16 protein-coding genes and 2 pseudogenes are annotated in these 18,080 nt (G+C 72.4%); 7 read left to right on the top strand and 11 right to left on the bottom strand.

Going from position 1 to position 18,080, the window contains the following annotated elements:
- Positions 1 to 304 precede the first annotated feature (304 nt).
- The 3 genes and pseudogenes from IPQ09_13755 to IPQ09_13745 form a co-directional block, all read right to left on the bottom strand.
- Positions 305 to 1,006, bottom strand: a pseudogene (locus tag IPQ09_13755) (DEAD/DEAH box helicase).
- The gene (locus IPQ09_13750) at positions 922 to 1,524 is read right to left on the bottom strand and encodes a DEAD/DEAH box helicase (GenBank protein MBL0195270.1); all 603 of its coding nucleotides are present in this window, start codon (positions 1,522 to 1,524) and stop codon (positions 922 to 924) included. The pseudogene IPQ09_13755 and the gene IPQ09_13750 overlap by 85 nt, the downstream one beginning before the upstream one ends.
- Entirely contained in the window at positions 1,521 to 1,856 is a 336-nt protein-coding gene (locus tag IPQ09_13745; protein MBL0195269.1) for an excisionase family DNA-binding protein, read from the bottom strand. Before IPQ09_13745 ends, IPQ09_13750 begins: the two co-directional genes overlap by 4 nt.
- 224 nt (positions 1,857 to 2,080) lie before the next feature.
- Between IPQ09_13745 and IPQ09_13740 the strand changes: the two genes are divergently transcribed.
- The gene (locus tag IPQ09_13740) at positions 2,081 to 2,452 is read left to right on the top strand and encodes a PIN domain-containing protein (GenBank protein MBL0195268.1); all 372 of its coding nucleotides are present in this window, start codon (positions 2,081 to 2,083) and stop codon (positions 2,450 to 2,452) included.
- 35 nt (positions 2,453 to 2,487) lie between these two features.
- Here IPQ09_13740 and IPQ09_13735 read toward each other — a convergent pair.
- Together IPQ09_13735 and IPQ09_13730 are read right to left on the bottom strand one after the other, a co-directional pair.
- A pseudogene (locus IPQ09_13735) lies at positions 2,488 to 2,775 on the bottom strand (cell filamentation protein Fic).
- Positions 2,776 to 3,123: 348 nt separating this feature from the next.
- Positions 3,124 to 4,338, bottom strand: coding sequence for a hypothetical protein (locus IPQ09_13730; GenBank protein ID MBL0195267.1), 1,215 nt, complete (start codon positions 4,336 to 4,338; stop codon positions 3,124 to 3,126).
- Positions 4,339 to 4,479: 141 nt separating this feature from the next.
- Here IPQ09_13730 and IPQ09_13725 point away from each other — a divergent pair, with 141 nt between their 5' ends.
- From IPQ09_13725 to IPQ09_13715, 3 genes are all read left to right on the top strand, one after another.
- A complete protein-coding gene (locus tag IPQ09_13725; protein MBL0195266.1) occupies positions 4,480 to 5,985 on the top strand; it encodes a hypothetical protein in 1,506 nt (501 codons plus the stop codon).
- A gap of 104 nt (positions 5,986 to 6,089) precedes the next feature.
- The gene (locus tag IPQ09_13720; GenBank protein MBL0195265.1) at positions 6,090 to 7,403 is read left to right on the top strand and encodes a hypothetical protein; all 1,314 of its coding nucleotides are present in this window, start codon (positions 6,090 to 6,092) and stop codon (positions 7,401 to 7,403) included.
- Positions 7,404 to 7,512: 109 nt separating this feature from the next.
- The gene (locus IPQ09_13715; GenBank protein ID MBL0195264.1) at positions 7,513 to 7,809 is read left to right on the top strand and encodes a hypothetical protein; all 297 of its coding nucleotides are present in this window, start codon (positions 7,513 to 7,515) and stop codon (positions 7,807 to 7,809) included.
- A gap of 26 nt (positions 7,810 to 7,835) precedes the next feature.
- On the opposite strand, the gene IPQ09_13710 is transcribed toward IPQ09_13715, so the two are convergent.
- Together IPQ09_13710 and IPQ09_13705 are read right to left on the bottom strand one after the other, a co-directional pair.
- Complete coding sequence (locus IPQ09_13710) at positions 7,836 to 8,939, bottom strand: hypothetical protein (protein MBL0195263.1); 1,104 nt, start codon at positions 8,937 to 8,939, stop codon at positions 7,836 to 7,838.
- On the bottom strand, positions 8,939 to 9,916 hold the full coding sequence (locus IPQ09_13705; GenBank protein MBL0195262.1) for a hypothetical protein: 978 nt from the start codon (positions 9,914 to 9,916) through the stop codon (positions 8,939 to 8,941). Before IPQ09_13705 ends, IPQ09_13710 begins: the two co-directional genes overlap by 1 nt.
- 22 nt (positions 9,917 to 9,938) lie before the next feature.
- Here IPQ09_13705 and IPQ09_13700 point away from each other — a divergent pair, with 22 nt between their 5' ends.
- Both IPQ09_13700 and acs read left to right on the top strand, forming a co-directional pair.
- On the top strand, positions 9,939 to 10,511 hold the full coding sequence (locus IPQ09_13700; GenBank protein ID MBL0195261.1) for a GNAT family N-acetyltransferase: 573 nt from the start codon (positions 9,939 to 9,941) through the stop codon (positions 10,509 to 10,511).
- A 49-nt stretch (positions 10,512 to 10,560) separates the two neighbouring features.
- On the top strand, positions 10,561 to 12,537 hold the full coding sequence (gene acs / locus IPQ09_13695) for an acetate--CoA ligase (GenBank protein ID MBL0195260.1): 1,977 nt from the start codon (positions 10,561 to 10,563) through the stop codon (positions 12,535 to 12,537).
- A gap of 35 nt (positions 12,538 to 12,572) precedes the next feature.
- On the opposite strand, the gene IPQ09_13690 is transcribed toward acs, so the two are convergent.
- Positions 12,573 to 13,286 carry a hypothetical protein gene (locus IPQ09_13690; protein ID MBL0195259.1) on the bottom strand — a complete coding sequence of 238 codons (714 nt, stop codon included), beginning with the start codon at positions 13,284 to 13,286 and terminating at the stop codon, positions 12,573 to 12,575.
- A 144-nt stretch (positions 13,287 to 13,430) separates the two neighbouring features.
- On the opposite strand from IPQ09_13690, the gene IPQ09_13685 reads away from it, so the two are divergent.
- Positions 13,431 to 14,201, top strand: a complete 771-nt coding sequence (locus tag IPQ09_13685) for an SDR family NAD(P)-dependent oxidoreductase (protein ID MBL0195258.1) — start codon at positions 13,431 to 13,433, stop codon at positions 14,199 to 14,201.
- A 155-nt stretch (positions 14,202 to 14,356) separates the two neighbouring features.
- Here IPQ09_13685 and IPQ09_13680 read toward each other — a convergent pair whose 3' ends face one another.
- The 3 genes from IPQ09_13680 to IPQ09_13670 are packed head-to-tail and all read right to left on the bottom strand — an operon-like array spanning position 14,357 to position 18,076.
- Entirely contained in the window at positions 14,357 to 15,667 is a 1,311-nt protein-coding gene (locus IPQ09_13680) for an acetyl-CoA C-acyltransferase (protein MBL0195257.1), read from the bottom strand.
- A gap of 43 nt (positions 15,668 to 15,710) precedes the next feature.
- Positions 15,711 to 17,126 (bottom strand): 3-oxoacyl-ACP reductase, encoded by a 1,416-nt coding sequence (locus IPQ09_13675; GenBank protein ID MBL0195256.1) that lies wholly within the window; start codon positions 17,124 to 17,126, stop codon positions 15,711 to 15,713.
- A 50-nt stretch (positions 17,127 to 17,176) separates the two neighbouring features.
- Entirely contained in the window at positions 17,177 to 18,076 is a 900-nt protein-coding gene (locus IPQ09_13670) for a hypothetical protein (protein ID MBL0195255.1), read from the bottom strand.
- Positions 18,077 to 18,080 lie beyond the last annotated feature (4 nt).

Below are 18,080 nucleotides of genomic sequence, written 5' to 3'. Positions count from 1 at the left end.
CCCTCCTTCGTCGTCGTCGGCTTGGCGGGCGCGGCGTCGTCGATGTCGCGCGCGAGACACCTCCGGTCGCCGTCGTCAGATACGAAACGGACCGGGTGGTACTCGTGCCCGCACTCGCGGCAGAAGTGGACCGCGTACAGACGCTTGTCCGGGATCGCCGGGCAGGTACTGCTGCCCGTCCACCGTGACCGTGCGCTCGCCGGGCGGCTCGAGCGTCGCGAAGGCGTGGCCCGCGCCCGAGATGAACTGGTGCAGCTTGAAGGCGAAGAAGCTCCGGTGGGATGCCGACTCATTCCCGGTGCGGTCACTCGGGGAGGCTCGAGACGAGCAGTAGCGTGCGGAGCGCGTGCTTGCACGTCTGCTCGTCGCGGCCCGCCTCCGCGGCCAGCTCGCGGGCCGCCTCGTCGACGGTGCGCGGGCGGGCTCGGTGCCAGGCAGGGTTGGCGTCCGTCGTCGTGATGCCCAGCCGCGTTTCGGTCCAGATGGCAAGCGGGGGCCCCTTGAGCGCCTCATCTGTGACGTTCGAAGGCAAGCCCGCGTCGATGGCGGGGCCGAGCGCGCTCTGCACCGACTCGGCGCGCTTCGACTTGTCGGTGACACGCTCCAGCTCTTCGATGATCACGTGGCTAGGATCGACCGCCGTCGAGAACAGCTTGGAGGCGACGTTGGCGACGACCTCCTGCTTGTTACGAGCCGTGCCCTCGCTGGCCATCGTCGCGGAGGTGCCAATGCACTGGAGCTTCTCGGGCGACAGGCGCTCGCGAACGCGGCGCACGAGGAGCGCGACGTCGGCGCCCTGGCGACCGCGGTAGGTGTGCAGCTCGTCGAGCACCAGGAAGCGCAGGCCCTGGCAGTTGCCGATCACCTTGCGGTCGAGCTCGTCCTGCCGGGTCATCAGGAGCTCGAGCATCATGAAGTTGGTCAGCAGGATGTCGGGCGGGTTGTCGGCGATGGCCTGGCGCTCCTCGCTGTCCTCCTGGCCCGTGTAGCGGGCGAAGGTGACCTTGCGGTCCTCCGACCTGGCGTTCCGACGAACTTCGCGAGCTCTTCGAGCTGGCTGTTGGCCAGCGCGTTCATCGGGTAGATGATGATCGCCCGTGTGCGGCGCGCGGGGTCACGCCGCTTCTCGGCGAGGATCGCGCTGACGATGGGGATGAAGAAGCAGAGCGACTTGCCCGAGCCCGTGCCCGTCGTTACCACGTAACTCTCGCCCTGCGCGGCGAGGACGACGGCCTGCTCCTGGTGCTTGTAGAGGGAGAGCGGGGCCCCGTCGGCGCGGAAAATGTCGGCGGTGCGCGGCTCAAGCGCGCCGTTCGAGATCAGCGTCCCCAGGTTCAGCCCGCGCTTGTAGCTAGGGTTGATCTGGAGGAGCGGGTCCGGCCAGAAGCGACCCTCCGAGTAGATCGCCTCTACTTGCGAGCGAATGTCGTCCGCGTGGATGGTCGTGAACGACGTAGCGAACTTGCGGTACTCGCCGACGATCGAGTCGCGCAGCGAAAAGACGTCCATGCACTTGCCACTCACGAACGCCCCCTTTTGACCCTCGGTGGCCTCTTGGTGGCGGCGTTCTCGCTGCACTCGGCGCCGCCCGCGCGACCCCACTCGTCGACCTCCGAGAGCTTGAACGTCCAGAGTCCGCCGATCTTGTGAGCTGGGAGAACTCGGGCCTCGATGCAGCGGCAGATCGAGTCCTGCACCACCCCCAAGTGTTTCGCGACCTCGTCAACCGAGGACCAGGCTCTGTCATCGCAAGCTCCATGCGCGCACGAGTGCGCAGGGTACGTTACCCCGGACGCGGGGGGGGCGGGAAGAGCCGCGAATCGGAGCGGATCGGCGTGCCGTTTCCGGGCCGCCAACGCGGGCGAGCTGCTATCAAGACGGGCGCGCCTGGTGTTCGCGGCTCGCGGTCGGCGCCCACCGCGGCGCGCCCCGGGCTCGCCCCCGGCTTCCCCCTCCGGACGGTCGCTTGCCCCAAGTGGTCACGAGCGATACGTTCGTGACCATGAAGGCGAAGGGCAAGGCCGAGGGCAAGCCGACCGACATTCGCGAGGTCTCGGCGGCCGAGTTCAAGGCCAAGTGCCTGTCCCTCTTTGACGAGGTCGAGGCGAGCCGCCCACGCTTCGTGATCACGAAGCGTGGGCGGCCCGTCGCGCGCGTCGTTCCCCTCCCGCGCGAGCCGAGCTCCTCGCTCCGAGCCAGGCTGCTCCACGAGGAGGACCTGCTCGCGCGTCCCTACACCCTGTGGCTCGAGGCAGCCCTGTGTGAAGACCGGCGCACCGAGCTGCTCCCACTTCTTCCACAAATCGCGGTGGGCGCCGTCCAGCTCTCGTGGTCGCACGCGGATCCGGCGGACCGCCTCATCGTCGCCACCGCGCGCGTGAACAAGGCCGCCCTCGTCACGGCGGACGAACGAATCCGCGAGTCGGGCGTGGTTCGCACGGTCTGGGACTGACTCGGCACCTCGAGCGCCGCTGCAGCCAGAGGCGCGTTGTAGTGCTTGGTGTCGTAGGTCTTGCCGTCGGCGGCAGTTATCCGAAAACTTTGGATAACTGCGTCCTCCTCCAGCTCGCTGTCCGTGAAGATGGTCTTCAGGTGGTAGTTGATGGTCCGCACGTCGACGTCGTAGAGCTGCGCCATCATCTTCTGGCTGAGCCACACGTTCTCGTCGGCGTAGACCGCCTCGACGCCGCCCGTGCCGCTGGCCGCCACGAAGGTCAGGTACTCGGCTGCGGAGGAGCGCACGAGGGAGGCGGTCGGCTTCTTTTTGCGGGTCATCTTCGCCTCGCGGTGACCAGCGCGCCCGGCCTCGGTGGTGCGGTACTCCTGCTTCGAGCTCCTCGGCTTGTCGGGGATGGTCATCTCGAGGAGGCCGGCGTCCAGCAGGGGCGCGACGACTTGGTCCCGGAACTTGGTGCGGTCGGTGCGGCCCGAGGGGTCATGAGCTCGGCAAGCGTGCGTGGAACGTCTGCAAGTTCCAGCACTTGAACTTGGTACGGACTTAGTGCCGACTTGGTGCCTACTTGGTGCCTGTCAGGCACCAAGTCCCTCGCCGGGCGCGGGAAGTGGGAGATGCCGGCGCGTGGAGTGACGCGACAGCATGTTCGTCACGTCCACTCGCGCCCCCTACTTCCTCGGATACCGCTTCTCCAGCTCGTCGACCACCGCGGCCGACTCGTAAATGACCCGATTGGCAATCATCGGGCGGCTGGCGAAATAGCCAAACGCGCGGAGCGACGAGGCCTCGGTGCTCGACTCGGTGACGCGCGTGAGATCGCGGGAGGACTTGTACGCGTCGGCGTGCTTCGACACGTCGAGGCCGTGCGCGGCGCGCGTGGCGGCGCCGACGTAGGTCGCGAGGTGGCAGCCGGCGCAGGAGAGCTGGTCGGGGCCGTATTTGGCCGGGTTCTCGATGCGGGCGAGCGCGCCCACGGCGGCCTCGCGCGCGGCCGGCGAGGCGGCCTTCGCCTTCTCGGTGGTGAGGAGGGCGTCGATGTCCTCCGGCACCTTGGGCGACGGCACGAGCTCGTAGGAGTACCCCTCGGGGACGATGGGCCGGTTCACCCGCTGATTGGCCTTCCCGACGCCGACGATGTTGAGCTGGACGAGCTTGCCGTCGACCCGGTCGAAGCCCCCGAAGAACCACTCCTCCTGGCGCGGCGGGGCGCGCAGGAAGAACGTCATTCGGATGAAGCGGTCGTCGCCCGCATACCGCAGGACGAGCGCGCGGAGGCCCTTGCCGTAGGGGCCCTCGAGGCCCTGCGCGGCGAGGCCCGCGTGCACGTCGAGGGGCGCGTCCTTCACCTCGGGCGCGAGCCCGCGGAGGCGCCGGAGCTCGGCGACGAGCGGCGCGAGCTCGGCCTCCTCGAGCCGATAGAAGAGGTGTATCGCGGAGTCGAGCGTGCTGCCCGCGTCGGTGATGGGCATCATGACCAGGCGCACCTGGGGATCGCACCCGGCCGGCCCGGGGAAGCACGGGTCGAACCGCACGGCGACGACGCGCATGCGCGCGTAGTCGAGGCCCTGCGCGGGCGTGACTCCGAACTTCGGGATGGCGTCGTAGGTGGCCTTCGGGAGCAGCGGGCCGCGCTCGCCGGCGTCCTCGGGGCCCAGCACGCCGGGCGCCCCGGGCGAGCTCGGCAGCGGCAGGAGCACCGACACGTCGTTCATGCCCAGCGCCGGCGCGAGCGGCGCGACCGCCGCGTCGGTCTCGGCGGGGCTGGGCGGCGCGGGCGGGGCCGAGGTCGAGGAGCACGCGGCCCCCACCGAGAGAGAGAGCGCGGCGATCAGAGAGACCAGCGGGACCAGCGGGACCAGGGAGGAGGGCAGAGCTCGGTGCACGCCGCCGGTGTAGCAAGGAGGCGCCGCCCCCGCGAGGCCGTCGTGGGCGCCCATGCCGGCGGTGGTCGGCGGTACTGCGGGCGAGCAGAGCGCGCGCGTAGGGCTTATGTTGCCCGCGTGTCCACCCCGAAGCCCACCTTCATGGAGCCCCGCGAGGCGGCCCGCGCGCTCGAGGCGGCCGTCGCGAAGGCTGGCGCGGCGCTCGCTCCCAAAGGTCCCATGACCGTGGCCGACGCGGCGGCCGCGAGCGGGCTCGCGCTCCGCGACGCGTCGAGCGGTCTCACGTGGCTCACCCAGGAGTACCGCGGCCACCTGCGCGTCACGGAGGCGGGGGAGCTCGTCTATCTGTTCCCCACCGGGTTCACGAAGCCATGGGAGACCCGCGACGCCCTCCAGCGAGGGCTCGCCACGGTCGGCAAGACCCTCGCGGGGGCTGCGCGGTTCGTGGTGCGCGCCTGGCTCACGGTCGTCATCTTCGCGTACGTCGCGATGTTCATCGGGGTGCTCATCGCCCTCACGATCGCGAAGCAGGGCGACCGCGACGGGCTGCCCGGCGCGTCGCTCGTGGGCGGCCTCTTCCGGGTGCTCGCGGACGCGCTCTTCTGGACCTTCCACCCCTTCTCGCCCGTCGCGATCGGCTACGGGCCCTACGAGCCCCAAGGCTCGGCGTGGCAACGGAGGAGCGCGCCCCCGAAAGACCAGACCCCCTTCTACGAGAAGGTGAACCGCTTCGTCTTTGGCCCCGCCGCGCCCGCGGAGGAGCCGAACGCCCTGGAGCAGCGGGTGGTCGCCGAGATCCGCGCGCAGCGCGGGCGCATCGGGCTGTTCGACGTGATGCGCGTGACCGGCCTCCCGCGCGAGGTCGCCGATCCGATGATGGCGCGGCTCATGCTCGACTACGACGGCGACGTGGACGTGTCCGAGGGGGGCGGCATCACCTACCGCTTCGAGGCGCTCCGGCTCACCGCGCAGGCCGCGCCGCCGCCCTCTCCCCCGGCCGCGTGGGCGACGCCGAAGGTCTTGCCTGGCCTCACCGGCAACACCGTGGGGAGCAACATCCTCATCGGCCTGCTGAACGGGTTCAACCTGGCGATGGCCACGTTCGCCATGCAGGCGAACCTCACCTTCGCGAGGCTCGCGAATATTTTCGAGAGGGTGCGGTCGCCCGAGGAGGTCCTCCCGCTCCCGTACGACGGCGTGCCGGTGGTGCTCGGCGCCATCCCGCTCGTGTTCTCGCTGGCGCTCTTTCTGTTCCCCCTCGTGCGGGCGCTGGGGCGCTCGCGGCAGGCGGCGGCGGTCGCGCGCGAGAACGGGCGCCTCGGGGTGCTGCGCGAGGTGCTCGAGCGGACGCGCAGAGGCCTGCAGGTGACGGAGGGCGCCTTGAAGCGCGCGTGGACCGCGGCGGCCGGTGCCCCGCCGAGCGACCGCGAGCTCACGCGCGCGGTGGTGGAGCTCGGTGGGGACGTGGACCTCCGGGACGAGGCGAACGAGCTCGTGCGCGTGGCGCCGGGGGCCGAGGCCGAGAGCCCCGTGAGGTACCGCTTCGTCGACCTCGAGGCCGAGGCGGAGGCGCTCGAGGCCGAGCGCGCGGCGGCGAAAGACGACGAGGCGAAGCTGGGGAAGATCGCGTTCGCCTCCGACGCTTGAGCCATGAAACGCCCGCGCCCTGCGGTTCCTGTTGGTGGCCGCCGGGTTCTGGGTCACCCTTAGGCATGCTTAGGCGACACGCGGGGCGCGCACGATGGTTTGGGGTGGCGATCCTGGCGCTGGCGAGCGCGGCGGCGAGCGCCTGCGGCAGCACCGGCGGCGACGGCGACTCGGACGCCTCCACGGCGGCCGACGCGCAGGCCGACGCGCCCACCGCGCCCGACGCCGCGGCGACCGCCGCGCCCGACGCCGCGGCTGACGCCTCCGCCGACGCTCCCGGAGTCGACGCGCGCCCCGACGCCACCGCCGACGCCGCGCCCGACGCCACCGCCGACGCGGCCGTGGACGCCGCGCCCGACGCCACCGTCGACGCAGCGCCCGAGGCCGGTCCCCCCGACGCCGGCCCGCCCGCGGTGCGCTACATTGGCCGCTTCGACACGACCCCGGCCGCCGGGCCGCGCGGCGCCTACGCGGCGTCGCGCGCGCAGGTGCGCTTCGAGGGCACCGAGGTCTCCGCCACCCTGGAGCAGACCAACGGCTTCGGCGGCGGCCCGAGCTACTTTGATATCTACGTCGACGGCGTCATGGAGGCGACGCCGCTCGTGGTCACCTCCGGCGTGGCGACGCAGACCGTCGTCGCGGGGCTGCCCGCGGGCACGCACACGGTGGAGCTCGTGAAGCGCACCGAGGGCAACTACGGCGCCGTGCAGTTCCGCGGCTTCACGTTCCCGGGTGGCGGGCGCCTCTTGCCCCCGCCGCCTGCGCGCACGCGCAAGCTCGAGATCATGGGCAACTCGGTGATCAACGGGTATGGCATCCTCGGCGCGGGCCCTGTGTGTACGCCCAACGCCGGCAACCAGAACACCGAGCTCGCTGCGCCGCCCATCAGCGCCGCCGCGGTGGGGGCCGATCTCGTGTTCTTAGGTGTCTCTGGAAAGGGCATCACAAAGAACTACTCGGCCACCGACACGGTGACGCTGCCCGTGATCTTCAACCGCACGCTGCCCCAGAGCGCCGCGGTCACCTGGAATCACGCCGACTTCGTCCCCGACGCGTTCGTGCTCTTCGCCACCGGCCTGGACGCCGAGGTCGACGACAGCGTGATGCGCCCGGGGTACCTGGATTTCATCGGGACGGTGCGCGGCAAATACCCAAGCGCCCACATCTTCCTCATCGTGCCGGCCACGGCGACTGACAACTACCCCGCGGGGCAGCGGGCGCGCTCGCGCCTCGCCGCGATGACCCAATACGTGGTCACCGAGCGGGCCGCGCTCGGCGACACCAAGGTGTACGCGTACTCGATGACCGAATACGTGGGGGGCCAGATCACCGGGTGCGACTACCACCCCAACGACGCGCTGCAGGCGCAGATGGCCGCCGAGCTCACGGGCTGGCTGCGTGCGCGGCTCGGCTGGTAGCGGCGCGCGAGCGGGGGCGGGGCTGGCCCTGCTGGTCCCGCTGATCGCCGCGTGCGCCACTAAGCCCCCCGGGGCCGCCTCGCCCACGCCCGCGGGGCCGTCGTGGACCATGCCCTGCGAGGCGGGCCAAGCGGAGCCGCCGCTCCCGTTCTCTCGCGCGTGCTCGCGCGACGCCGACTGCGCCCTAGTCGAGCAGCTCGTCGACTGCTGCGGCTCGGCGCGGCTGAGAGCCGTGAACGCGGCCGAGGCGGCGCGCTTCGGAGAGGCCGCGCGCGCGTGCGCGCCCGGCGGCGCGCGCTGCGAGTGCCTCGCCCAGCCGACCGTCACCGAGGGAGGAGCGACCGTCCACGAGCTCCGCGAGGCGCGGGCGTCGTGCCGCGGCGGGGGCTGCGTGGCTCTCCCGTGAGCCCCGCGAGAGGCCTCCGCTCTCGGTCAGTTCCCGCAGCCGAGGCCGATGTCGTCCACGTCGACGCCGGTGAGGAGCATGAACATGTCGGTGCCGTCGTTGTTCATGATCTTGAGCTCGTGAAAGCCCTGCGGGTTGCCCGGCCGCTGCAGCCAGAGCGACGCGACCTTGCCATTCGGCAAGACGCAGGGGGTGTTGTCGTTCGAGAACGACCCATTCACGAGCACGGGGGAGGAGGCGCCCGGCGGGATGCGCCAGATCTGCTCGGCGCTCCACTCGCCCTCGAACACGATCGTGCCGTCTCGACCGTACGAGGGGCTGTGGGTGTTCTTCCCCCCTCCAGGCCCGCCCTCGGGGCCAATCACTCGCCGGAAGCCGCTCCCGTTCAGGCCCACCTCGCAGATGCCGGTCGCGTCGGAGCCGAACGGGTTCGGCCCGCAGTCGAACAGCACCCTCGAGCCATCGGAGGAAATAGACGGCTTGAAGTTGTTGGGCTGATCCGAGCCGCCCGTGAGGAGGGCCGGGGCGGACCACGCGCTGCCCGTCTTGTGGCTCTCGTAGAGATCGCGGGAGTGCGGCCCTTGGCCTCCGAACACCACGAGGGCGCCGTTGCCGGCGACCGCGGGCACCACGTCGCGCATGTTGGTCACGGGGCCGCCGCCCGCGAGCACGCGCTCGCCGGCCTTCAGGTCGGGCGAGAACACCGCGAGGCACGGGTCGGAGCAGCCGAAGCGGCTAGTCTCGACCACGAGTGAGCCGTCGGCCCCGAGGTTCATGCGCGTGTCGCGCCCCGGCGACACCTGATTTAGCGCTGGCTCCACGGCCACGGGGGTCGCGCCCGCCCTCGCCTCGAGGAGCAGGTAGGTCCCACGAAGGCTGTAGAGCACACGTCCCTCCCCCGTGATCGGCGGCACCGGCGCGTCGAAGGGCGGCGGCGGCGGCGCGTCCGAGGGGGGTGGCGTGGGTCCATCCAGCGGCGCCGCGGCGTCCGCGCCTGCCTCGCCCGGCGCGAGCGTGTAGTCGCCGCCGAGGCCCGCGACGAGCGTGCAGCCCGCGGACGTCGAGAGGGCCGCAAGCACGACGAAGGCCACCGAGCGCGACGAGCGCGGGGACGAGCGGAGCGCGCGCATCAGAAGGTCCCCCGGCCCGTGAGGAGGAGCTCGAGGGTGCCCCGCCCGCGGGCAGGCGGGCCGCTCTTGTGGAGCACCACCAGCACGACGCCGGCGGTCACGAGGGCCGCGCCTGCGACGAAGCCGATGGTCGAGAGCGTGCCCGCGCTGCGGCCCTCGTCGAGGCGCTTCAGCCCGTCGGCCGTACACTGCCGCTGCGCGTCGCAGGCCGCCTTCACGTCCGAGCCAGCGGAGAGCGCCGACACACCGAACACCGCGCCGAGCCCGAGGCCGACGACCCCCGCGCCCGCGAGCCCGTAGCCGAGGTACGGAGGATCGCCCGAGCCCGGGAGCGACGCGACCTTCGCGGCCGAGAGCGTCGGCACGCGGTAGGTCACCTTCGCGGCGCCTCCCGGGACGCGCACGGTGGCGGAGGCGGGCTCTGCGCCCACCTTGGCGAACACGAGGGTGTGCTCGCCCACGTCGAGGGGGATAGGGCGCGCCCACGCGGGCTTCGGGACGGCCTGACCGTCCACCGTGAGCGTCTCCACCGACGTGCCCTCGACGCCCTCGAGCACGAGCGCGGACAGCCTCGGCTCGAGCTCGCGCGCGCGCCCTCGGGCGAACGCCTCGCGTTCCGCGTTCTTCTCGCGCGCCAGCAGCGCGGCGGCCTCGCCGAGCTCCGACCAAGCCGTGGCGAGCTTGCCCTGCTTCTCGTGGCACGAGGCGAGGAGCACGAGCGTCGTCCCGAGGGGATCGAGCGCCTGGCTGCGCGCGAACGCTGCGCATGCCTCGTCGGTCTTCCCCGCCGCCTCGAGCTTGCGGCCCTCGTCGGCGGCCTGCAGCGCGCGGGCCGGATCGCGAGGGAGCGGCGCGGGCGCGGCCTGGGGCTCGTCGTCCGCGTCTTGCGCGTACGCGACGGAGGGCGCGGAGGCCGCGAGCGCGAGCGCGAGCGCGGCGGCCACCGCGAGCGCGAACCTGGTCGACCCCGTGTGCATGCGCACAAGGTACGCTACGACGGTGGCGAAGAACACACGGCGAGCGGCGTGCACGATCCGAAGAGCGACCCCGGCCGACGTCGGCGCCTGCGTCGCGCTCGTGTTCGCCGCGCTCCGCGAGCACGGCGTGGAGCCCGAGCCCCAGGGCGCCGACGCCGACGTGTTCGGCCTCGGCTCGCGCGGGGACTTGGGCGGACGCACCGTCGACCTCGTCGCCGAGCGGCCCGGCGGCGCCATCGTGGGGGTCGCCTGCCTCGAGCCGTGGGGCACGGGAGGCTGGATTTCCAAGCTCTTCGTCGCCCCCGAGGCGCGCGGCGAGGGGCTCGGGCGCGCGCTGCTCGAGCGGCTCCTCGACGTCGCCCGGCGCGAGCGGCTCACGGTGGTCGGCCTGCGCACGCGCACGGTCTTCGCGAGCGCCGTCCGGCTCTACGAGGCCGCCGGGTTCACGCGCGCGGACGAGGGCGAGCGCGGTGAGCCGCTCGAGCAGCGTGGCGTGGGCGAGGACCGCCTCTACACGCTGCTGGTCCACGGCGCGCTCGACGGCGCGGCGGCCGGCAACTTCGATGACGCCCCTGGCGTGGCTGATTTAGAGTAGCGCCACCTCGCCGCCGCGCGGCGCCCCGAACCCTGGAGTGGAGAGCCCCATGTCCGAAAAGCCTGAGTCGCCCCAGAAGCAAGAGCGCTTCGTGCCCGCGAGCACGTTCTCGGAGACGGCCAGCGTGCGCTCGCACGCCGAGTACGCGTCGCTCCACTCGCAGTCGCTCGAGGACCCGGACACCTTCTGGCGCGCGCAGACCCAGGACCTCGTGTTCCGAAAGACCTGGCAAACGTTCTCCGAGTGGGAGCTCCCCAAGGCGAAGTTCTTCGTGGGCGCGGAGCTGAACCTCACCGAGAGCTGCCTCGATCGCCACCTCACCACGTCGGCGCGCACGCGCGCCGCGATCGTGTTCGAGGGCGAGCCGGGTGACTCGCGCACCATCACGTATTTCGAGCTGCACCGCGAGGTGGTGCGCCTCACCGCCGCGCTCCTCGATCTCGGCATCCAAGCGGGCGATCGCGTCGCGATCTACATGGGAATGGTGCCCGAGGCGGCCATCGCGATGCTCGCGTGCGCGCGCATCGGCGCGACGCACTCGGTGGTCTTCGGCGGGTTCTCTTCGGAGGCGCTCCGCGATCGCATCAACGACCTCGGCGCGAAGGCGCTCATCACCCAAGACGGCGCGTGGCGCCGCGGCAACGTCGTGCCGCTGAAGAAGATGGCCGACGCGGCGCTCGAGCACACGCCCACGGTCGAGCACGTGGTGGTCTTCGAGCGCATCGGCAAGAACCTCGCGCCCATCTCGCTCGCGGACGGCCGCGACCACACGTGGGACATGCTCCTCGCGCGGAGGCCCTCGGCCGAGAGCCTCGCGAAGGCGAAGGCACCCGACGCGTTCGACGCCGAGCACCCGCTCTTCGTGCTCTACACCTCGGGCTCCACGGGCAAGCCGAAGGGCGTGCTGCACACCACCGCCGGCTACCTGGCGGGAGCGCACGTCACCGCGAAGCACGTGTTCGATCTAAAAGACAAGGACCTTTACTGGTGCACGGCCGACGTCGGCTGGGTCACCGGCCACAGCTACATCGTGTACGGCCCGCTCTCGAACGGCGCGTCGTGCCTGATGTACGAAGGGGCGCCCAACTTCCCCGATCCGGGCCGCTTCTGGAGCATCATCGAGAAGCACGGCGTCACGATCCTGTACACGGCGCCGACCGCCATCCGCGCCTTCATTCGCTGGGGCGACGAGTGGCCGCAGAAGGCCGATCTCTCGAGCCTGCGCCTGCTTGGGAGCGTGGGCGAGCCCATCAACCCCGAGGCGTGGACCTGGTACCACCGCGTCATCGGCGGCGGCCGCTGCCCCATCGTCGACACCTGGTGGCAGACCGAGACCGGCAGCGTGATGCTCACCACCCTGCCCGGCGCGTGCTACTCGAAGCCCGGCGCCACGGGCCTGCCGATGTTCGGCATCGACATCCAAGTGGTGAAGGACTCCGGCGAGCCTTGCGCGGGGGGCGAGACCGGCAAGCTCGTGATCCGGCGGCCGTGGCCCTCCATGGCCCGCACCCTGTACAACGACGACGCGCGGTACGCGTCGGCGTACTGGTCGCAGATGCCGGGCGTGTACTTCACGGGCGACGGCGCGCGCTGCGACAAGGACGGCTACTTCTGGGTCGTCGGCCGCATCGACGACGTGCTCAACGTCGCGGGTCACCGCATCGGCACGGCCGAGCTCGAGAGCGCGCTCGGCAGCCACCCGGCCGTCGCCGAGTCGGCCGCCGTGGGCAAGCCCGACGACCTGAAGGGCCAAGCCATCGTGGTGTTCGTGACACTGAAGGGCGGGCAGACCGCCGACAAGGCGATGAAGGCCAAGCTCGCCGAGCACATCGATCGCGAGATCGGAAAATTCGCCCGCCCCGACGAGGTCCGCTTCGCCGACGCGCTCCCGAAGACGCGCAGCGGCAAGATCATGCGGCGGCTGCTGAAGGAGATCGCGAGCGGCGCGACCGAGACCAAGGGCGACACCTCGACGCTCGAGGATTTCTCGGTGCTCGCGAAGCTGCGCGCCACCGACGAAGACTGACGCGGGGTGCTCGGGCGGGCGCAGCCGGGCGGCGCCTACCGAGCGCTCGGCTCCACGCGCACCTCGGTGTCGCCTCCCGCGCGGAACGCGAGGGAGGTGACGGTGAGCACGAGCCCGACCGCCCCGATCGCGAGGGCCGACACGAACACGAGCTGCGTCGCGGAGCCGTCCTCCACGTTCTTGAGCGCGCCGGCGCTGCCCATGATCGCCGCGGTCGACCCGCCCACGACGAACGCCGACGCCCCGGCGAGGAGCCACCCGACCCCGAGCTCGCTGGCGCGCAGCGAGCCGGGCGTGGCGCTCACGGTGTACCGGCCGGGGCCGGGAGGGAGCGGCACGTACGCCGGCGAGACGTAGGTTCCGCCCACCTGGTAGCGGCCGCGCGGATCGAGCTCGACGGTGCAGCCCGCGAGGCAGACGACGGTCCAGCCCTCGTGGTCCGTGTGGTCGCCGCGGCGCCTCTCTGGCGCGCGCTCGAGCACCATGTTCGGCTCGGAGGGCGCGAAGTGCACGATCAGCTTGCCCGACGCAGGGGGCGACGCCGGCGACAGCGCCTCGACCTGAACGCTTGGCGCGCTCGGGGCGCTCGGGGCTCCCGCGTCGGCCGCGGGCTCCGCGCGCGAGGTCGTCGCGACGAGCAGCACGAGCGGCGCGGCAGCGGACCAGGCGCCCCTACGCGCGAACGCCTGACGCGGTCGGGGTCGGGCGCTGGCGGGGGCGAAGCGCGCCGTGACCTGGACAAGAGCCATGGGGAGAGCGATAGCGCAAACGTCCGCGGGCATCGAGTCGCTCGGCGGCGCGACGGCGACGGGCGACGAAGCCCGTTTTCCGCTATCAGGGAGTCGACGCGCGGCAAGCGCGAGATCGCACGAAGCGCGAGCAGGAGACAGCCAGTGAAGCGACTCGAAGGCAAGACGGCGGTGATCACGGGCGCGACCTCGGGCATTGGGCGTGCGTGCGCGCTCCGGCTCCACGACGACGGCGCGCGCGTCGTGGTCGTGGGGCGGCGACGAGAGCGCCTCGACGTCCTCGCGGCCGAGCTCGGGGAGCGCTGCCACGTCGAGGCGCTCGACGTGCGCGAGCGCGGCGCCCTCGAGAGCGCGCTCGGGGCGCTGGCCTCCCGCGCGCCCGCCTACGCGGAGGTCGACATCCTCATCAACTCCGCCGGGCTCGCGCTCGGGCTCGACCCGATGATGAGCGCCTCAGTCGACGACTGCGAGGCGATGATCGACACCAACTGCAAGGGGCTCGTGTACGCGACCCGCGCGCTGCTGCCTGGGATGGTGGCGCGCGGCCGCGGGCACGTGGTGCACATCGGCTCGGTCGCCGCGACGTACCCCTACCCCGCCGGCCACGTGTACGGAGCCACGAAGGCGTTCGTCCACCAGCTCTCGCAGGGCATGAAGGCGGACCTCGCCGGCACCGGCGTGCGGGTCACCTGCGTGGAGCCCGGCATGGTCGAGACCGAGTTCTCCGTCGTGCGCTTCGAGGGCGACGCCGCGCGGGCCGGCAAGGTGTACGAGGGCATGACGCCCCTCTCCGCGGACGACATCGCCGACGTCGTGCACTTCGCGATCACGCGACCGGCCCACGTGAACCTGAACGTGATCGAGCTCATGCCCGTGGCGCAGGGCTTCGGCCCCTTCGTCGTCAAGCGCGCGTAGATTTTAGTGCACTCTGCACACATGGGTGCAAATCCCGGCCCGCGGGCGGATCTCGCGCGTCCCGCTGAACTTGCCCGTGATTTCTGCGTGCCTCGCGCTTGGACCAAGCCAGTATTTGCACTCTGCACCCATGCAGACCGCATGGGTGTCCGGGCTCACTCGAACCGCTCGAGCACCGCGGCGGCGCCGAGGCCCCCCGCGGCGCAGATGCCGAGCACGGCCGTGCGCTTGCCGGTGCGCGCGAGCGCGTTGGCCATGGTGGTGACCATGCGCGCGCCGGTCGCCCCGAACGGGTGACCGAGCGCCAGGGAGCCTCCGTGCACATTCAGTCGCGCGGGATCGATGTCGCCGACCGCCTCTTCGCGCCCGAGACGCGCCCTCGCGAAGGCCGCGCTCCCGAGCGCCTTGGTCACGCTCAGCACCTGCGCGGCGAAGGCCTCGTGGAGGTCGACGAGATCGACGTCGGCGAGGGCGAGCCCCGCGCGCTCGAGCGCGCGTGGCACCGCGATGGCGGGCCCGATGAGCAGCTGGTCTCGGGGGTCTACGCCCACGTACGACCACGACCTGAACGACGCGAGCGGGGCCAGGCCCAGGGCGCGCGCCTTGTGTTCGCTCATGAGGAGGACCGCGCTGGCGCCATCCGTGAGGGCGCTCGAGTTGCCGGCCGTGAGCGTGCCGTCCTTCGCGAACACGGGGCGCAGCTTCGCGAGCTTCTCCAGGGTGGTGTCGGCGCGCACGAGGCCGTCGACCCGGATCTCGCGGCCGTCGGGCAGGCGCACGGGGACGACCTCGTCGTCGAAGAGCCCGTCGGCGATCGCCTGCGCGGCCCGCTTGTGGCTCGTGAGCGCGAAGGCGTCTTGGGCCTCGCGCGAGATCTCGTTGCGCCGCGCCATGCGCTCGGCGCTCTCGCCCATGACCTCGCCGGTCGAGCGCTCGGCGATCTTCGGCGCCCTCGGGAACACGTCGGTGAACGGGGCGAGCTGCGCGAGCGCCCCGAGCACGTCGGCGGGCGTGGGCTTACCCAGCGCGAGCGGCGCGAGGGCGTGCACGACGCGTTGGGGGAGCTTGATCTCGGCGTTGCTCGTCGAGTCGCTCCCGCCGGCGATGAGCACGTCCGCCTCGCCTCGCTCGATGGCCGCGGCGGCGAGGGTGATGGCCTGAAGGCCCGACGCGCAGGCCCGGGTCACCGTCATGCCTTCGCATGCGGCGCCGAGCCCCACGTCGAGGGCGATCTCCCGTGCGACGTTGGGCGAGGCGCTCGGGAGGATGACCCCGCCCCACACGATGCCGTCGACCACCTTGTAGGAGAGCCCGACCTTCTCGAGCAGACCTCGCACGGCCGTCGCGCCGAGGGCGATGGTGTCGACCCGCGTGAGGTCGCCGAAGGCCCGCACGAACGGCGTGCGCGCCCCACGAATGACGACGGCCCGGCCGCGATTTTGGCGGATGTTCTCGCTTCGGCTCATGCTCGCTCTCCTCTACGTCTCGGTGTTCTGCGCTCGCGCCCGCTCACGCGCCGATGAGGGCGCCGCCGCACACGCGCAGGGTCTGCCCCGTGAGCCCCTGCGATCCCGGCGTGGCGAGGAAGGTGAGCGCCTCGGCCACGTCCTCGGGGAGGCCCCCCTGCCCCAGCGCAGAGAGGCGCCGCGCGCCCTCGCGGATCGCGAGCGGCACGGCGGCGGTCATGCGCGTCTCGATGAAGCCTGGCGCCACCGCGTTCGCGGTCACGCCCCGCGCCGCGAGTCGCGCCGCCTCGGCCTGCACGAAGCCGAGGACCCCGGCCTTCGTGGCGGCGTAGGCGGTCTGGCCCATGTTGCCGGCGATGCCCGCGACCGACGAGAGCGCGAGGACGCGCCCGTCGTCGCGGAGGAGCGGATCGAGGGCGCGCGTGAGGCGGATGACCGCCTCGAGGTTCACCGCGAGGACCATGTCCCACTGCTCGGGCTTCATGCGCGCGAGGGTCTTGTCGCGGGTCACGCCCGCGTTGTGCACGAGCACGTCGAGGCCACCGCGGGCCGCCGCCGCGGCGGCGAGCCGCTCGGCCGCGTCGGGGGCGGTCACGTCGGCGAGGACCGGCGTGCCCCCGAGGGCGCGCGCGAGCTGGGAGACCTCGGGCGCCTCGTCGGGGCGATCCATGCAGAGCACATGTGCACCCTCGCGCGCGAGGGCGCGCGCGGTCGCCGCGCCGATGCCGCGGGCTGCGCCGGTGACGAGCGCCACCTTGCCCTCGAGGGGGCGCGTGCGCGGAGGCTCGCGGAGCGCGCGCGCGGTCGCCGACACGACGAGCGGCTGGGCGGTGACGAACGAGGAGCGCCTCGAGAGGAGAAACCGCAGCACGGGCGCCGCGCGATCGTCGGCGCCCTCGGCCACCCGGAGGAGGTTCGCGGTGACGCCGCGACCGCCGAGCTCCTTCGCGAGGCTGCGCACGAAGCCCTCGACGGCGGCGCGCGCGGCGAACGCGCCGGCGTCGCCCGCGGCGGGACGCGCGAGCACGACCACCCGGCCGCCCCGGGCCACGCGGCCCACGAGCGGCGCGAGGCCGTCGTAGAGCGCCCGCAGCTCGCGCACCGCCGCGAGGCCCGTCGCGTCGAGGACGATCCCCGCGAGCGCCGCACGCTCGCCGAGCGACTCGAGCGGCCGCGCGGGGCGCCCGTACGCCTCGCCTGGCCCTTGGAAGCTCGGGCCGAGCTCGGGGCTCCCGAGCAGCGGGTTCGCGCCGGCGCGGGCCAGCTCGTGCGCGACCACGGAGGCGAGCTCGGGGCGCGGGCCGGAGACCACCGCGACGGCCTCGTCGCGGAGCTCCAGGTCGGCGTACGGCCCGACGCCGCGGGCGAGCGGTTGAGGCAGCGGGAGCGGCAGGCGGAGCGCGCCGAGGACCTTGCGCGCGCTGGGGCTCGCGCCGAGCTGGAGCAGAAAATCGTGCAAGGGGGGCTCGTTCTTCGGTGAGGGATTGATGGGCGAGGTGCGGACGGCCGTCAGGTGAGCGTGAGCTCGCCGTCGAGATAGACGTCACCGCCCGGCGCGTCGCCGAGCAGGAGACGACCGCCCGGCGTGACGTACACGCCGACCGAGCGAGGCAGCGGCAGCGGCCGCACGAAGCGGGCGGAGACCTGGGCGAGGCGCGACACGTCGCCCGAGAGGCGCGCGCGCACCACGGCCTCCACCGAAGCAGCGAAGGTGGCAAACCCATGCAAAATACACGTCTTGAAGCCGGCGGCGCGCGCGACCATCGGGCTCCAGTGGATGGGGTTCACGTCTCCCGTGATCCACGCAAAATCGCGGCCCGCCGTGCGCCCGAAGCGGCGAAAGGCGAGCTCGTGAGCGTCGAGCGGAACTGTGGGTCGCGGGCGGGCGGGCTTTCCCCGAGGCGCCGAGGAGAGCGGCACGTACGCCGAGATGAGCGACGTGACCGTGTCGGGGGACGACCGCGTCCCGGTCACGACGCGCACCGTGAGCCGCGCGCGCGCGCCGTCGTCGTCGACCGACTCGAGCCTGGCGCGAAGCACGAGGGGTTCGCCCGAAGGCAGCGGCGCGTGCTGGAGCATGGTCGTCCCCGCGTTCAACACGCGGGCGAGCGGATAGGGCGTGCCCGCGAAGAGGCGCGACGCGACCGGGAAGGTCCACTGCGGGTAGAGGTGCGGCGGGAGGACGTTCCGGTAGTGCGCGGGGTCGCCGCCTGCGCCCCTCACGAACGCGCTCACGAGCGCGGGTGGCGGAGCGGGCGCGCGGTCCTCCACCCAAGCCCCTGGAGTGGCGCGTGGGCTCGCGGCGCGGGTGGTGTCGGAAGGCCGCCTGGGCGCCACGCTGGAGAGCGCAGCGCGACCAAGCGCCGCGAGGGTGCGTCCTTGATGCGCGAGCAGCAGAGGGGATGCCACCGCG

The sequence above is a fragment of the Myxococcales bacterium genome (assembly GCA_016720545.1).
Taxonomy (GTDB): domain Bacteria; phylum Myxococcota_A; class Polyangia; order Polyangiales; family Polyangiaceae; genus JAAFHV01.
This window is presented reverse-complemented; position numbering and strand designations above follow the sequence as displayed.

Excerpts from the sequence above, each read along its gene's own strand:
- IPQ09_13725 (MBL0195266.1), top strand. The coding sequence starts at position 4,480 with ATGGAGCCCCGCGAGGCGGCCCGCGCGCTCGAGGCGGCCGTCGCGAAG.
- IPQ09_13715 (MBL0195264.1), top strand. The coding sequence starts at position 7,513 with ATGCCCTGCGAGGCGGGCCAAGCGGAGCCGCCGCTCCCGTTCTCTCGC.
- IPQ09_13710 (MBL0195263.1), bottom strand. The coding sequence starts at position 8,939 with ATGCGCGCGCTCCGCTCGTCCCCGCGCTCGTCGCGCTCGGTGGCCTTC.
- IPQ09_13705 (MBL0195262.1), bottom strand. The coding sequence starts at position 9,916 with ATGCACACGGGGTCGACCAGGTTCGCGCTCGCGGTGGCCGCCGCGCTC.
- acs (MBL0195260.1), top strand. The coding sequence starts at position 10,561 with ATGTCCGAAAAGCCTGAGTCGCCCCAGAAGCAAGAGCGCTTCGTGCCC.
- IPQ09_13690 (MBL0195259.1), bottom strand. The coding sequence starts at position 13,286 with ATGGCTCTTGTCCAGGTCACGGCGCGCTTCGCCCCCGCCAGCGCCCGA.
- IPQ09_13680 (MBL0195257.1), bottom strand. The coding sequence starts at position 15,667 with ATGAGCCGAAGCGAGAACATCCGCCAAAATCGCGGCCGGGCCGTCGTC.